This window comes from Kineococcus radiotolerans SRS30216 = ATCC BAA-149, assembly GCF_000017305.1.
GTDB classification, from domain to species: Bacteria; Actinomycetota; Actinomycetes; order Actinomycetales; family Kineococcaceae; genus Kineococcus; species Kineococcus radiotolerans.
In genome coordinates, this window is the sequence record NC_009664.2 from 1,869,237 (window position 1) to 1,882,427 (window position 13,191).

A 13,191-nucleotide genomic window follows, 5' to 3' on the forward strand; every position below is an offset into this window, starting at 1 on the left:
GACCGTGTCCCGGCCGACAATACGCTGCGGGAGTGCTCGACGTGGGGCACTCAGGGGGATTCACAGGGATCGCACGAACCGGGGGGAACCGGTGCCCAGGGCACCGGACCGGGGGAGGCGTCGACGGGAGGGGCCGTCATGGCGTGGACGTTGGAGTGGGCGAGCCGGGGAGCCTGCAAGGCCACCGAGGCCGACGAGCTGTTCGTGCAGGGCTCGGCGCAGAACCGCGCCAAGCAGATCTGCGGGGGGTGCCCCGTGCGCACCGAGTGCCTGGCCGACGCGCTGGACAGCCGCGTCGAGTTCGGCGTCTGGGGCGGGATGACCGAGCGGGAACGGCGGGCGCTGCTCAAGCGCCGCCCGAACGTGCAGTCCTGGCGCCGGCTGCTGGAGACCGCGCGCGACGCGCACCTCGGGAGCGCCACCGCCGAGGTCACCGGCTCCGGTGCCGTGTCCGCCCTCGTGCTCGAGGACGCGCGCGCGGCCGTCTGAGCCCGCACCGCCCCCGGCCCCTCCGCGGCCGGGGGCCACTACGGTGGCGGCCATGACCACCTGGGAGTACGCCACCGTCCCGCTGATCGTCCACGCGACGAAGCAGATCCTCGACCAGTGGGGCAGCGACGGCTGGGAGCTCGTCACCGTCCTCACCGGCCCCGACGGCAACGGCCTCGTCGCCTACCTCAAGCGCCCGAGCGGCGAGCGGTGAGCGACGCGCAGAGCCCCGCGGCCCGCCTGGTCGCGCTCGGGCTGACCCTGCCGCCCGTGGCCGCGCCCGTCGCCTCCTACGTGCCCGCGCTGCGCGACGGCGACCTCGTCCTCACCTCCGGCCAGCTGCCGTTCGTCGACGGCCGGCTCGCCGTCACCGGCAAGGTCGGCACGGGCGAGGGCCTCGTCGACCCCGAGACCGCCCAGCGCCTCGCCGCGACGTGCGCGCTCAACGCGATCGCGGCCGCCGCGAGCGTGCTCGGCTCCGTCGACGACATCGCCCGCGTCGTCAAGGTCACCGGCTTCGTGGCCAGCGACCCGTCCTTCACCGGGCAGCCCGGCGTGGTCAACGGCGCCTCCGACCTGCTCGGGGAGGTCTTCGGGGGCCGGCACGCCCGCAGCGCCGTCGGCGTCGCCGTGCTGCCGCTGGACTCCCCCGTCGAGGTCGAGATCGTGGTGCGTGTCCGCTCCTGACGCGGCCGCCCCGCGGCGCTGGACGGGTGGCCCGGTCACCGACCGGGCCACCTGCGTCCTCGCGCCCAACCCCGGGCCGATGACGCTGGAGGGCACCAACACCTGGCTGCTGGGCGCCCCCGGCTCCCCGGCGGCCGTGGTCGTCGACCCTGGCGAGGACGACCCCGCCCACCGCGCCGCGATCGAGCGCGCGCTGGCCGGGCGCGTCGTCGCCCTCGTCGTCGCCACCCACCACCACCACGACCACGTCGGCGGCCTGGACGCGTTCCTCGCCGGACACCCCGCCCCCGTCGCCCGCCGGCCCGGGCGCCACCACGCCGCCGGGCTGGTCCTGGACGTCCTCGCCACCCCCGGGCACACCGCGGACTCCGTCAGCGTCGTGCTGGGCACCGGCGAGCTGCTCACCGGCGACACCCTGCTCGGGCGCGGCAGCACCGTCCTCGCCGCCGACGGCGACCTCGGCCGCTACCTGGCCTCGCTGCGGACCCTGCTCGACCTCGTCGGCCGGGCGAGCGTCCTGCTGCCCGGTCACGGCCCGGCCCGCACCGACGTCCGCGCCGCCCTCGCCGCTCAGCTCGCCCACCGCCTCGACCGGCTGGAGCAGGTGCGCGCCGCCGTCGCCGCCGGGGCGCGCGACGTCGACGCGGTCGTCCTCGCCGTGCACGGCCCGCTGGAGGGGACCCTCGCGCGCGCCGCCGCGCTGTCGGTGCGCGCGCAGCTGGCCCACCTGGGGCTGGAGCTGCCCTAGCGGGCCCGGCGCGCCAGGCGCTCGACGTCGTGCAGGACGACGGCGCGCGCCTCCAGGCGCAGCCACCCGCGGGAGGCGAAGTCGGCCAGGGCCTTGTTCACCGTCTCGCGCGAGGCCCCGACGAGCTGCGCGAGCTCCTCCTGGGTGAGGTCGTGGGCCACGAGCTGACCGTCGGCGATGGGCCGCCCGAAGCGGCGGGCGAGGTCGAGCAGGGCCTTGGCGACGCGGCCGGGGACGTCGGTGAAGACGAGGTCGGCCAGGGTCACGTTGGTGCGGCGCAGCCGCTGGGCCAGCGCCTGCAGCAGGTGGCGGGCGACCTCGGGGCGCCGGGCCAGCCAGCGCAGCATGTCGTCGTGGCCCAGCGCGATGAGCTCGGCCTCGGAGACGGCGCGCGCGGAGCTCGTCCGGGGCCCGGGGTCGAAGAGGGACAGCTCGCCGAACATCTCGCCGGGGCCGAGGACGGCGAGGAGGTTCTCCCGCCCGTCCGGCCAGCTGCGGACCAGCTTGATCTTGCCGGTGCGGACCACGTAGACGCGGTCGCCGGGTTCACCCTCGGCGAACAGCTGCTCGCCCCGGCCGAGGTGGACCGACTCCATCGTCTCCAGCAGCTCGCCGGCGGCGTCGTCGTCCAGGGCGGCGAACAGCGGAGCCCGGCGGACGACGTCACCGGGGCGGTCACCGAGACGCACCGGCTCCGGGATGCCCTCGACCTGCCCGTGCTCCACCGACCGACCTCCCGTGCTGTCGTGACGCGCATCACTCCGACCCACGTCCCGACAGTGTGCCGCACGAACCGCCACCGGGCCCTGCGGGACCGGGCCTCAGCCGCCCGCGCGCCGGAACAGGGCCCGGCAGCGCTCGGCGAGGACGTCGGTGGCGACGGCCAGCTCGGCGAGCAGGGCCGCCTCGTACCCCGCCAGCCGGCGCTGGGCGCCGGAGAGCTCCCGCAGCTGCTCCTGCAGGTCCGCCGAGCCGGCCGGGCGCTCCAGGACCAGCAGCCCGCGCAGCCCGTGGCCGGGGTCGAGGGCGCGTTCGACGAGCGCGTCGGGCAGCAGGGCCTCCCCCGGTCCCGCGCCGCCGAGCAGCCGGTCCAGCGGCCCGCCGTGGCAGGCGGCCTCGACGGGCACCTGCAGCTCCTCCGGGCCGCAGGCCGTGGCGACCACGAGGTCCAGCCGGGCCCGCACCAGCCGCGTCCAGTGCTGCACGCGGCGCAGCTCGTCCTGCAGCAGCCCGCGGCGGCGGCGCAGCGCGGGCAGCGGCAGCTCGGCGAGCTCCACCCGCACGGCGTTGCCGCAGCGCAGGGCGTCGGCGTCCTCGAGGACCTCCGACAGGACGGGGGTCAGCATCGCCTCGAGGAGGTCCGTCTCGGAGGCGCCGTCGGGATCGGCGTCGTGCCTGGTCATGACGTGGGTGTCGTCGCCGCCCGGAGGGCCCTTGATGCGGTGTCACCCTCCCGGTCGTCCCCCGTCACCCGACCGCACCCGTGCTGCGGTGCACGGGTCCGCGGGGTGACGGGTCGGGTCCGTCGGGGCGCCGTCGTAGGGTCCAGGGGTGGAGACGGAGCTGGCCCGCACCCGTCGCGCCCGGCGGGTGCACCGACTGCTGGCCGAGCGCTACCCCGACGCCCACTGCGAGCTCGACTTCCGCGACCCGTTCGAGCTGCTGGTCGCGACGATCCTCTCCGCCCAGTGCACCGACGCCCGCGTCAACCAGGTCACCCCGGCGCTGTTCGCCCGCTACCCCACCGCCACCGACCTCGCCGGCGCCGACCGCGACGAGCTGGAGGCGCTGATCCGGCCGACGGGGTTCTTCCGGGCCAAGGCCGACTCCCTGCTGAGGATGTCCGCGCAGCTGGTCGCCGAGCACGGCGGGCAGGTCCCGGGCCGGCAGGCGGACCTCGTGCGGCTGGCCGGGGTGGGCCGCAAGACCGCCAACGTCGTCCTCGGCGACGCGTTCGGGGTGCCGGGGCTGACCGTCGACACCCATGTCGGGCGGCTCTCGCGCCGGCTGGGGTTCACCACCCACGACGACCCGGTGAAGGTGGAGAGCGACCTGGCCGGGCTGATCCAGCGCAAGGACTGGACCATGTTCAACCACCGGATGATCTTCCACGGCCGCCGGACCTGCCACAGCCGGCGCCCGGCCTGCGGGGCCTGCCCGGTGGCGCGGCTGTGCCCCTCGGCGGGGATCGGCGAGACCGACCCGGTCCGGGCCGCGGCGCTGGTCAAGCGGGGTCCCGCGGCGGCGCTGGCGTGAGCGCGCTCCCGGGGTGGCTGCAGCCGCTGGCCGCGCGGCTGCCGACGGTCACCGCCGCCGACCTGCGCTGGCGCGCGGACCGCTCCCCCGACCCGGGCACCGCAGCCGCCGCCGCGGCCGCCGCGAGCCGTCCTGCCGCCGTCCTCGTGCTGCTCGCCGAGGGCCCCGGCGGTCCCGAGGTGCTGCTCACCGAACGGGCCGGGACGCTGCGCCAGCACTCCGGCCAGGTCGCCTTCCCCGGCGGGCGCAGCGACCCGGGCGACGCCGACGCCGCCGCCACCGCGCTGCGCGAGGCCGAGGAGGAGACCGGGCTGGAACCGGGCGGGGTGAGCGTCCTGGGGCAGCTGCCGCCGCTGGCGCTGGCGCACTCCGGGCACCGGGTGACCTGCGTCGTCGGGCACTGGCACGCGCCCTGCCCCGTCGGGGTCGTGGACCCCTCCGAGGTCGCGCGGGTGGAGCGGGTCCCGCTGGCGGAGCTCTTCGCCGAGGGCGCCGTCCGCCGGGTCCGCGGCCCCGGCGGGCCCGGGGCCTACGTCGGGCCGGCGTTCGCCGTGCGCGGGCTGCTGGTGTGGGGCTTCACCGCGGAGGTCCTGGTGCGGGTCCTGGACCTCGGCGGGCTGCGGCCGCCCCCGCCCGCGACGGCCGTCGCGGAGCTGTCCCTGGAGCAGGCCCTGGACTGGGCAGGGGCCGGCGCGTGAGCCCCTCCGGCGTCCTCGACGTCCTCCTCGCGGTCCTGCTGCTCGTGCAGCTCGTCGCGGGCTACCGCGAGGGGTTCCTCGTCGGCCTCGCCGGGCTCCTCGGCCTCGTCGGCGGGGCGGCCGCCGGGGTCCTCGCGCTGCCCCGGGTCGTGGACGACTGGCCCCCCGGGGTCCAGCGGACCCTCGTCGTGGTCCTGGGGACCGTGCTGCTGGCCGTCCTGGGGCGGTTGCTGCTGAGCCTCCTCGGGGCGCGGCTGCGCGCGCACGTGCGCTGGCGCCCGGCGCGCCTCGCCGACGCCGTCCTCGGGGCCGTCGCGGGGCTGGTGGCGACGCTGCTCGTGGTGTGGGTCGTCGCGGGCGCGGCGCGCACCGCCCCGCTGCCGCGGGTCGTGCAGGCGGTCACCGGCTCCCGGGTCGTGAGCGCGGTCGACGGCCTCGTGCCCCCCGGCGCCGGGGACCTGCTCTCGACGTTCTGGGCCGCGGCCCGGGCCAACGGCTTCCCCCGGGTCTTCACCGGCCTGGGTGCGGAGCCCATCACCACCGTCGACCCGCCCGGCCCGCTGCGCGAGACCGAGGGGCTGCGCGCGGCGCGCGCCGGCGTCGTCAAGGTCACCGGGGTGGCGCGCTCCTGCCGCCGGGGCCTGGAGGGCAGCGGCTTCGTCGCCGGGCGGGTCGGGGGCTCCGCGCGGGTCGTCACCAACGCCCACGTCGTGGCCGGGGTCACCGACCCGCTCGTGCAGCCCGGCGGGGAGGGGCCGCAGCACCCGGCGACGGTCGTGGCCTACGACCCGGGCCTGGACCTGGCCGTGCTCGACGTGCCCGGCCTCGACGCCGCCCCCCTGCCGCGCGCGGCGGAGCTGGCCCGCGGGGACGCGGCCCTCGTGGTGGGCTTCCCCCTGGACGGCCCCTACGCGGTGCAGCCGGGCCGGGTGCGCGAGGTGCTGCGCGCGCAGGGCCGCGACGTCTACGACACGACCGACGTCGTGCGTGAGGTCTACTCCGTGTACGCGCAGGTGCAGCCGGGCAACTCCGGCGGCCCGCTGCTCACCGAGGACGGCGAGGTCGCCGGGGTGGTGTTCGCGAAGTCCCTCGACGACGAGGAGACCGGTTACGCGCTGACCCCGCGGGAGCTTGACCGGGTGCTCGCCGAGGCCGGGAGCAGCACCGCGCCGGTGCCGACCGGGGGCTGCACCACCGGCGAGTGAGGCCGTGCGCTCAGCGGGCCCGCGACCCGTCCGCGCCCTGCGCCTCCAGCGCGCTCACGTCGGCGACCGGGACGGGCCGGCGCGACCAGCGGGTGGCGAGGAGGGAGCCGGAGACGTTGTGCCACACGGAGAAGATCGCGGCCGGCAGGGCCGCGGCGGGGGCGAAGTAGACGGTGGCCAGCGCGGCGGCCAGCCCGGAGTTCTGCATGCCCACCTCGATGCTGATGGCCCGCCGGCTCGCCACCGGCATGCGCGTCGCGCGGCCCACCGCGTACCCCAGCGCCAGACCGCCCACGTTGTGCAGGACGACGGCCAGGACGAGGACGAGGCCGACCTCCAGCAGCGTCGAGGCGCTGCCCGCGACGACGGCGAGCACCACCGCGGTGATGCCGAGCACGGAGAGCAGGGGCAGGACGTCGAGGCAGCGCTCCACCACCCGCGGCAGCAGCAGCCGCAGCAGCAGGCCGAGCACGACCGGCACGAGGACGATCTGCAGGATGGAGCGGAACATGGCCCAGCCGTCGACCGGCAGGGACTCCCCCACCAGGGCCAGCACCAGCAGCGGGGTGAGGACGGGGGCGATCAGCGTGGACACCGAGGTCATGGCCACCGACAGCGGGGTGTCGCCCTTGGCCAGGTAGACCATGACGTTGGAGGCGGTCCCCCCGGGCGCGGCGCCCACGAGGATCATCCCGGCCGTCAGCACCGCGGAGAGCCCCAGCAGGTGGGCGACCCCGAACCCCAGCAGCGGCATGATCGTGTACTGCGCCGCGACGCCGAGCAGCAGCGCCCAGGGGCGCCGGCCGATGATCGCGAAGTCCGCGGGGCGCATGGTCATCCCCATGCCCAGCATGATCACGCTCAGCAGCCACGGGACGGCCGGTGACCACCCCGCGAACGCCGGCGGGAACGCCAGCGCCACCGCACCCGCCGCGAGCACGATCAGGGCGAACCACCGACCGACGAACGCGCTGACTCCCCGCACCGTCTCCACGGGGGACGAGGGTGCCACGACCCGGCCGGGGGCGGGGACCGGGCCCCGCGGGCTCACCGGTGGGCTCACCAGCGGGCGAGCCACCCCGTGAGGGTCGTCGTCATCCGCTCCGGGGCCTCCTCGGGGACGTGGTGGCCCACCCCGGGCACCTCCACCACCCGGTGCGGCCCGCGGGCGTAGCGCCCGGCCGCCTCCAGCGCCCCGGCCGGGACGGTGGGGTCCAGCTCGCCGCGCACCTGCAGGACGGGGACCTCGACCCCGCCGCGCAGGGCGGCCGCGAACCGCCGCCCGTCGGCGCGCAGGGCCGAGCGCGCGATCCAGCGGTGGTACTCCAGCGCCGAGTGGGCCACGAACGGGACCCGGATCGCCTCGCGGTAGCGCTCCACGTCGGCCGGGGCGGGCCAGCCGGGCCCGGAGCGCTCGCGCAGGACCCGTTCCACCCCGTCCCCGCTCACCAGCCGGCGCTCGGGCAGGGCGGGCAGCTGGCGGGCGAAGGCGGTGCGGGTGGTGGCCAGCCCGCTGGCCTCCCCGAGCCGTTCCCGCAGGACGTGGCGGGAGAGCAGCGGGTGCGCCGCGCCCACGACGACGATGCCGCGGACCTCCTCCGGGTGCAGCGACGGCAGCGCCCACGCCGTGCGGCCGGCGATCCCGTGCCCGACGACGACGGCGTCGCGCTCCCCGAGGGCGCGTACGACGGCGGCCACGTCGGCGGCGGAGGTGGGGGTGTCGTAGCCGCGGGGGGGCTTGTCGGAGGCGCCGTAGCCGCGCAGGTCCATCGCGACCGCGCGGTAGCCGGCCGCGGCCAGCGCCACGACCTGGGCGCGCCACGCCCACCAGAACTGCGGGAAGTCGTGCAGCAGCAGGACCAGCGGCCCCTCACCGAGCTCGGCGACGTGGAACCGCGCGCCGTGGGCGGCGACCAGCCGGTGCCGCCACGGCCCCTCGACCAGGACGGCCGAGACGTCGGTCGGGGGAACGCCCACGCCCGTCCTCGTCCCCCCTCGTCGGCGCCCCGCCCGGTCCTCAGTGCTTGACGCTGTGCGAACCCGGGCCGACGGCGACGGGGCCGGCGGAGGGACCGGCCGCGATGGTCTTGGCGACGGGCTTGCCGGTGGCCGCGGCCTTGATCGCGGCGATGCTGTCCTTGGTGGTGCGGATGGTGCGCTCCGGCGGCTTGACCTGCTTGATGCGGCCGAAGCCGACGGCCGCGGCGAGGCCGGCGACGACGAGCATCGCGGCCGCGACGACGAGGAAGCTCAGCCAGATCGGCCAGCCCGCCCCCTCGTGCAGGGCGAAGGCGACGGTGATGCCGAGGAAGACGAAGGCGACGAAGCCGAAGAGGCCCGCGACGCCGAAGAGGCCGCCGCCGATGGCGCCGTTCTTCACGTCGGCGGTGATCTCGGCCTTGGCGAGGGCGATCTCGTAGCGGACGAGTTCGCTCATGTCCTTGGTCGCGTCGGCCACGAGCTGACCGATCGTGCGTTCGGGCGCACCGACGGGACGGTCGTTCAGGGTGGTCATGGAGTCCTCCTAGGCCCAGGCTGCGCGCACCGCGCGGGTGACGGGTGCGCGGGGTGAACCCTAGGAGTTCGGCCCCGCGCGTGCACGGGAGGGGGAGCGCGTCGCCGCCGGCGGGGGGACCGACGACGACGCCGAGGTCGCTCTCGTACAGGGGGACGAGCGACGACCAGGACGACACTACGACTCTCAACCTCCTCGCGCGGGGGTTCTCGCGAAGTCAAACGCGCCGGCGCGGTCTTTCCCCCGATCGGAGCAGGCGGGGGTGCGCGCAGCCACCCTCAGGTGACGGGCCGCCAGCGCGAGAGCAGGGCCCGGTGGTCGCTGCCGGGGACGTCCTCGACCCGCGAACCCACCGCGCGCCAGGCGTTCCCGTCGGCGAGGGCGTGGTCGATGGTCGCGCCCAGCGGCGCCGGGACCCGCGCCGGCCACGTCCCGCGCGCGCCGGTGCCGGTCTGCGCCCCGGCGTCCACGCAGGAGCCCCGCAGCCGCAGCCCCGGGTGGTCCAGCGTCGCGTTGAGGTCCCCGGCGACGATGGCGCCGGGGGTGGCCGCGCACCAGTCCGCGACGGCCCGCACCTCCACCGCCCAGGGCTCCAGCAGGTCCGGCACGGGCGCCGCGGTGTGCGCGGCGGCCAGCACCGGACCCGTCCCCGAGACCGGTGCGGCGGTCACCACGGCCTTCACCCCGTCGGTGAGCTCACCCGTCGCGCGGTACTCCCCCAGGCGCGCGGAGACCAGCAGTGCCGTCCCGAACCGGCTGCGGCCGCGGTCGCGGAGGTGGAAGACCTGCACCGGGGTGCCGGTGGCGGCCTCGACGCGGGCGGCGAGGTCCTCGGCCAGGGCGAGGTCGGACTCCGGCAGCGAGACGACGTCGGCGCCGCCGTCGACGACGAGGCGGGTCAGGGCGGCCGGGTCGGCCTGCCCGTGCAGGACGTTGGCGGCGAGGACGGTGACGTCGCCGGCGCGGGCGGGGGGCAGCTCGCCCGCGGAGAGGCCGCGGACGCCGGTGGTCGCCAGCGAGCCCGCGGCGACGACCGCGAGCGCGAGCGCCGGGGGCAGCACCCGCCGCCAGCGCAGACCGGCGAGGCCCACGAGGGCGGCGAGCCCGCCCAGCCCGGCGGCGGTGGCCAGGCGGAACGGCACGCTCCACACGAAGGGGCGGGAACCGGCGAGCCCGAACAGGTCCGGGGCACCCACGACCGCCGCCCCGGCGGCGACGACGCCGGTGGCGACCACCGTCCCGGCGAGGGCGGCCGGCCGGCGGGGTCGCGGGGATCGCTGCACGTCCCGAGCGTGCCGCACCCCCGCCCCCCGGGGAGGGCGGGGGCGCGGGGGTGCGGTGGAGATCGCGTGCGGGTGGTGCTCAGTCCCCGGCGGGGGCGTTCATCCCGGCGGTGATGGCGTCCATGACCGTGGAGTCGGTCAGGGTCGTGACGTCGCCGGTGGGGCGGTGCTCGGCGACGTCGCGCAGCAGGCGGCGCATGATCTTGCCCGAGCGGGTCTTCGGCAGCTCCGCCACCACCATGATCGACTTCGGCTTGGCGATGGGGCCGATCTCCTTCGCGACGTGGTCGCGCAGGGCCGCGACGGTCCCCGGCCCCTCCTCGTGGCCGCCGCGGAGGATGACGAAGGCCACGACGGCCTGCCCGGTCGTCTCGTCGGTCGCCCCCACGACGGCGGCCTCGGCGACGTCGGGGTGGCTGACCAGGGCCGACTCGATCTCGGCGGTGGAGAGGCGGTGCCCGGAGACGTTCATGACGTCGTCGACGCGGCCCAGCAGCCAGATGTCGCCGTCCTCGTCGCGCTTGGCGCCGTCGCCGGCGAAGTACCGGCCCGGGAAGCGGGCCCAGTAGGTGTCCCGGAACCGCTGCTCGTCGCCCCAGATGCCGCGCGTCATCGCCGGCCACGGCTCGCTCAGGACGAGGTACCCGGCCTGCCCGTGCGGGACGGGCTCACCGGCGTCGTCGACGACCTCGGCGACGATCCCCGGCAGCGGGACCTGCGCCGAACCCGGCTTGAGGCTGGTGACCCCGGGCAGCGGGGCGATCATCTGCGCGCCGGTCTCGGTCTGCCACCAGGTGTCGACGATCGGGGTGCGGTCGGCGCCGATGACGCGGCGGTACCAGGACCACGCCTCGGGGTTGATGTTCTCCCCCACGCTGCCCAGCACCCGCAGCGAGGACAGGTCGTGGCGGGCGGGGTACTCCTCGCCCCACTTCATGCAGGTCCGGATCGCCGTGGGCGCGGTGTAGAGGACGGTGACGCCGTACTTCTCCACCAGCGACCACCAGCGGTCCTTGTCGGGGGTGTCGGGGGTCCCCTCGTAGATCACCTGGGTCAGGCCGTTGGCCAGCGGGCCGTAGACGACGTAGCTGTGCCCGGTGACCCAGCCGACGTCGGCGGTGCACCAGTACACGTCGCGCCCGGGCTGCACGTCGAAGACGGTGCGCGTCGTGTACGCGGTCTGGACGAGGTAGCCCCCGGAGGTGTGCAGGATGCCCTTGGGCTTGCCCGTGGTGCCGGAGGTGTAGAGGACGAACAGCGGGTTCTCCGCGTCGAAGGCCTCCGCCTCGTGCACGGGCGCGGCCGCGGCCAGCGCCTCGTCCCACCACACGTCGCGGCCCTCGACCCAGTCCACGGCCTCGCCGTTGCGCTTCACGACGAGGACGCCGGTCACCGACGGGGCGCCCTTGGCCAGCGCCGCGTCCACGGCGGGCTTGAGGGTCGTGGGCTTGCCGCGGCGGTAGGAACCGTCGCAGGTGATGACGACCTTGGCCTGGGCGTCGTCGATGCGGGAGTGCAGCGCGTCGGCGGAGAACCCGCCGAACACCACCGAGTGCGCCGCGCCCAGGCGCGCGCACGCCAGCATCGCCACCACCGACTCCACGAGCATCGGCAGGTAGATCGCGACCCGGTCCCCGGCGCGCACCCCCAGCCCGGCCAGCACGTTCGCAGCCCGCTGCACCTGCTCGTGCAGCTGCGCGTAGGTGACCGCCCGGGTGTCGCCGGGTTCGCCCTCGAAGTGGAGGGCGACGCGCTCGCCGTTCCCGGCGGCGACGTGGCGGTCGACGCAGTTCACCGCGACGTTGAGCTTCCCGCCGACGAACCACTTCGCGAACGGCGGGTTCGACCAGTCCAGGACCTCGTCGAAGTCGGTGTCCCAGGTGACGTGCTCACGGGCCACCTCCGCCCAGAACCCGAGCCGGTCGGCGGCGGCCCGGTCGTACAGGTCGGCCCGCGCGACGGCCCCGGCCGCGAACTCCGGGTCCGGGGCGAAGGTCCCGGAGCCGGTGGTGGGCTCCTGCTGGGTGCTCGGGTCGGTGCTCACGCTCGTCCTCCTCGACGGACTGCTCGTCCACTGCGTACGCGGGTGAGGCTAGCCACCTCCCGTCCCGTCCGCGTCGCGACGCGGCCGCGGACCGGCGGCGGGCGGGGGCTCGCGGTGCGCCGCACCCGATCCGGCGGCGGGGAGGCCCCGGGCGCGGGGATCGCGACCGGCTCCCGCGGGGGGCCCGCGCAGCGGTACGGTGCAGCGACCGCGCACCGCGCGGCGTGGACGAGGAGTTGTCGTGGCCACCATCGTGGACGTCGCCGCAGCGGCGGGCGTGTCGACGAGCACCGTCTCGTACGTGCTCAGCGGCAAGCGGACGATCTCACCGGCCACGCGCTCGCGCGTGCACCGGGCCATCGCGGAACTGGGCTACCGCCCGCACGCCGGGGCGCGGGCCCTGGCGTCCAACCGCACCGACGTCATCGGTCTCGTCGCCCCGCTGCGCGAGGACGTCGACGTCAACGTCATCATGCAGTTCGTGCGGTCGGTGACCACGACCGCGCGCGGGCACGACCTCGACGTGCTGCTGCTGACCAAGGAGGAGGACGCCGGCCTGCGCCGGGTCAGCGCCGGGTCGCTGGTGGACGGCCTGCTGGTCATGGACATCGAGGCCGACGACCCGCGCGTCGAGGTGCTGACCGGGCTGGACCGGCCCACCGTGCTCATCGGGGTGCCGCGCGACCCCCGCGGCCTGAGCTGCGTCGACTTCGACTTCGTCGGCGCCGCGCGCACGGTCGTGACGCACCTGAGCGCGCTGGGGCACCGGCGGATCGCGTTCCTGGCCTCCCCGCCGCGGGCGCTGGACCGCCACGCCGGCTACGCCGAGCGGGTGCGCGACGGGTTCCTCGACGCGGCGCGCGCGGCGGGGGTGGAGGCGGTGCACCAGCCGTGCGAACCGGGGCCGGCCGGGGTCCGGCGCGCCCTGGACGCGGTGCGCGCCGGGCTGCCCGGGGTGGGCGCGCTGGTGGTCCACAACGAGGCCGCGCTGCCGGCCCTGCTGGCGCTGCTGGCCGAGGAAGGCCTCTCGGTGCCCGGCGACGTCTCCATCGTCACCATCGCGGCCAGCGCCGGCGACGAGCTGCCCCGGCCGCTGACCTCGCTGACCGTGCCCGTCCCGGAGATCGGGCGGACCGCGGTGGAGATGCTGGTGGCCCGCATCGGCGGCGAGCGCACCGCGGAGACGCGGTTGCTGGGCGCCCGCCTGGAGGACCGCGGCAGCACGGCGGCGCCCCGGGGGTGACCCGCGGGGCGCCGCCGCGCGCC

General features: G+C 76.7%; 15 protein-coding genes. 8 read left to right on the forward strand and 7 right to left on the reverse strand.

Going from position 1 to position 13,191, the window contains the following annotated elements; translation table 11 throughout:
• Positions 1-138: 138 nt before the first annotated feature.
• From KRAD_RS09010 to KRAD_RS09020, 4 genes are read left to right on the forward strand one after another with little or no spacing between them, the layout of a single operon-like run.
• Complete coding sequence (locus tag KRAD_RS09010; protein WP_012085252.1) at positions 139-489, forward strand: WhiB family transcriptional regulator; 351 nt, start codon at positions 139-141, stop codon at positions 487-489.
• A gap of 52 nt (positions 490-541) precedes the next feature.
• Positions 542-703, forward strand: a complete 162-nt coding sequence (locus KRAD_RS25620) for a Sp36 family protein (protein ID WP_085956128.1) — start codon at positions 542-544, stop codon at positions 701-703.
• Complete coding sequence (locus KRAD_RS09015; protein ID WP_012085254.1) at positions 700-1,176, forward strand: RidA family protein; 477 nt, start codon at positions 700-702, stop codon at positions 1,174-1,176. The genes KRAD_RS25620 and KRAD_RS09015 overlap by 4 nt, the downstream gene beginning before the upstream one ends.
• Positions 1,163-1,924 carry an MBL fold metallo-hydrolase gene (locus KRAD_RS09020; RefSeq protein WP_012085255.1) on the forward strand — a complete coding sequence of 254 codons (762 nt, stop codon included), beginning with the start codon at positions 1,163-1,165 and terminating at the stop codon, positions 1,922-1,924. The genes KRAD_RS09015 and KRAD_RS09020 overlap by 14 nt, the downstream gene beginning before the upstream one ends.
• On the opposite strand, the gene KRAD_RS09025 is transcribed toward KRAD_RS09020, so the two are convergent.
• Positions 1,921-2,649 (reverse strand): Crp/Fnr family transcriptional regulator, encoded by a 729-nt coding sequence (locus tag KRAD_RS09025; RefSeq protein ID WP_012085256.1) that lies wholly within the window; start codon positions 2,647-2,649, stop codon positions 1,921-1,923. The genes KRAD_RS09020 and KRAD_RS09025 overlap by 4 nt on opposite strands.
• A 96-nt stretch (positions 2,650-2,745) precedes the next feature.
• A complete protein-coding gene (locus KRAD_RS09030; protein ID WP_012085257.1) occupies positions 2,746-3,327 on the reverse strand; it encodes a hypothetical protein in 582 nt (193 codons plus the stop codon).
• Between the two features lie 148 nt (positions 3,328-3,475).
• On the opposite strand from KRAD_RS09030, the gene nth reads away from it, so the two are divergent.
• From nth to KRAD_RS25955, 3 genes are read left to right on the forward strand one after another with little or no spacing between them, the layout of a single operon-like run.
• The gene (gene nth / locus KRAD_RS09035; RefSeq protein ID WP_012085258.1) at positions 3,476-4,180 is read left to right on the forward strand and encodes an endonuclease III; all 705 of its coding nucleotides are present in this window, start codon (positions 3,476-3,478) and stop codon (positions 4,178-4,180) included.
• Positions 4,177-4,878 carry an NUDIX hydrolase gene (locus KRAD_RS25950; RefSeq protein ID WP_012085259.1) on the forward strand — a complete coding sequence of 234 codons (702 nt, stop codon included), beginning with the start codon at positions 4,177-4,179 and terminating at the stop codon, positions 4,876-4,878. The genes nth and KRAD_RS25950 overlap by 4 nt, the downstream gene beginning before the upstream one ends.
• Positions 4,875-6,083 (forward strand): MarP family serine protease, encoded by a 1,209-nt coding sequence (locus tag KRAD_RS25955; protein WP_012085260.1) that lies wholly within the window; start codon positions 4,875-4,877, stop codon positions 6,081-6,083. Before KRAD_RS25950 ends, KRAD_RS25955 begins: the two co-directional genes overlap by 4 nt.
• Before the next feature lie 10 nt (positions 6,084-6,093).
• On the opposite strand, the gene KRAD_RS09050 is transcribed toward KRAD_RS25955, so the two are convergent.
• The 5 genes from KRAD_RS09050 to acs form a co-directional block, all read right to left on the reverse strand.
• A complete protein-coding gene (locus KRAD_RS09050; protein ID WP_049821454.1) occupies positions 6,094-7,077 on the reverse strand; it encodes a bile acid:sodium symporter family protein in 984 nt (327 codons plus the stop codon).
• A gap of 65 nt (positions 7,078-7,142) precedes the next feature.
• Positions 7,143-8,060, reverse strand: a complete 918-nt coding sequence (locus KRAD_RS09055; protein ID WP_012085262.1) for an alpha/beta fold hydrolase — start codon at positions 8,058-8,060, stop codon at positions 7,143-7,145.
• A 40-nt stretch (positions 8,061-8,100) separates the two neighbouring features.
• A complete protein-coding gene (locus KRAD_RS09060) occupies positions 8,101-8,598 on the reverse strand; it encodes a phage holin family protein (protein WP_012085264.1) in 498 nt (165 codons plus the stop codon).
• 278 nt (positions 8,599-8,876) lie between these two features.
• Positions 8,877-9,881, reverse strand: a complete 1,005-nt coding sequence (locus tag KRAD_RS09065) for an endonuclease/exonuclease/phosphatase family protein (protein WP_157873551.1) — start codon at positions 9,879-9,881, stop codon at positions 8,877-8,879.
• Positions 9,882-9,960: 79 nt separating this feature from the next.
• The gene (acs, locus tag KRAD_RS09070) at positions 9,961-11,925 is read right to left on the reverse strand and encodes an acetate--CoA ligase (RefSeq protein WP_012085266.1); all 1,965 of its coding nucleotides are present in this window, start codon (positions 11,923-11,925) and stop codon (positions 9,961-9,963) included.
• A 241-nt stretch (positions 11,926-12,166) separates the two neighbouring features.
• Between acs and KRAD_RS09075 the strand changes: the two genes are divergently transcribed.
• Entirely contained in the window at positions 12,167-13,168 is a 1,002-nt protein-coding gene (locus KRAD_RS09075; protein WP_012085267.1) for a LacI family DNA-binding transcriptional regulator, read from the forward strand.
• The last annotated feature ends 23 nt before the right edge of the window (positions 13,169-13,191 follow it).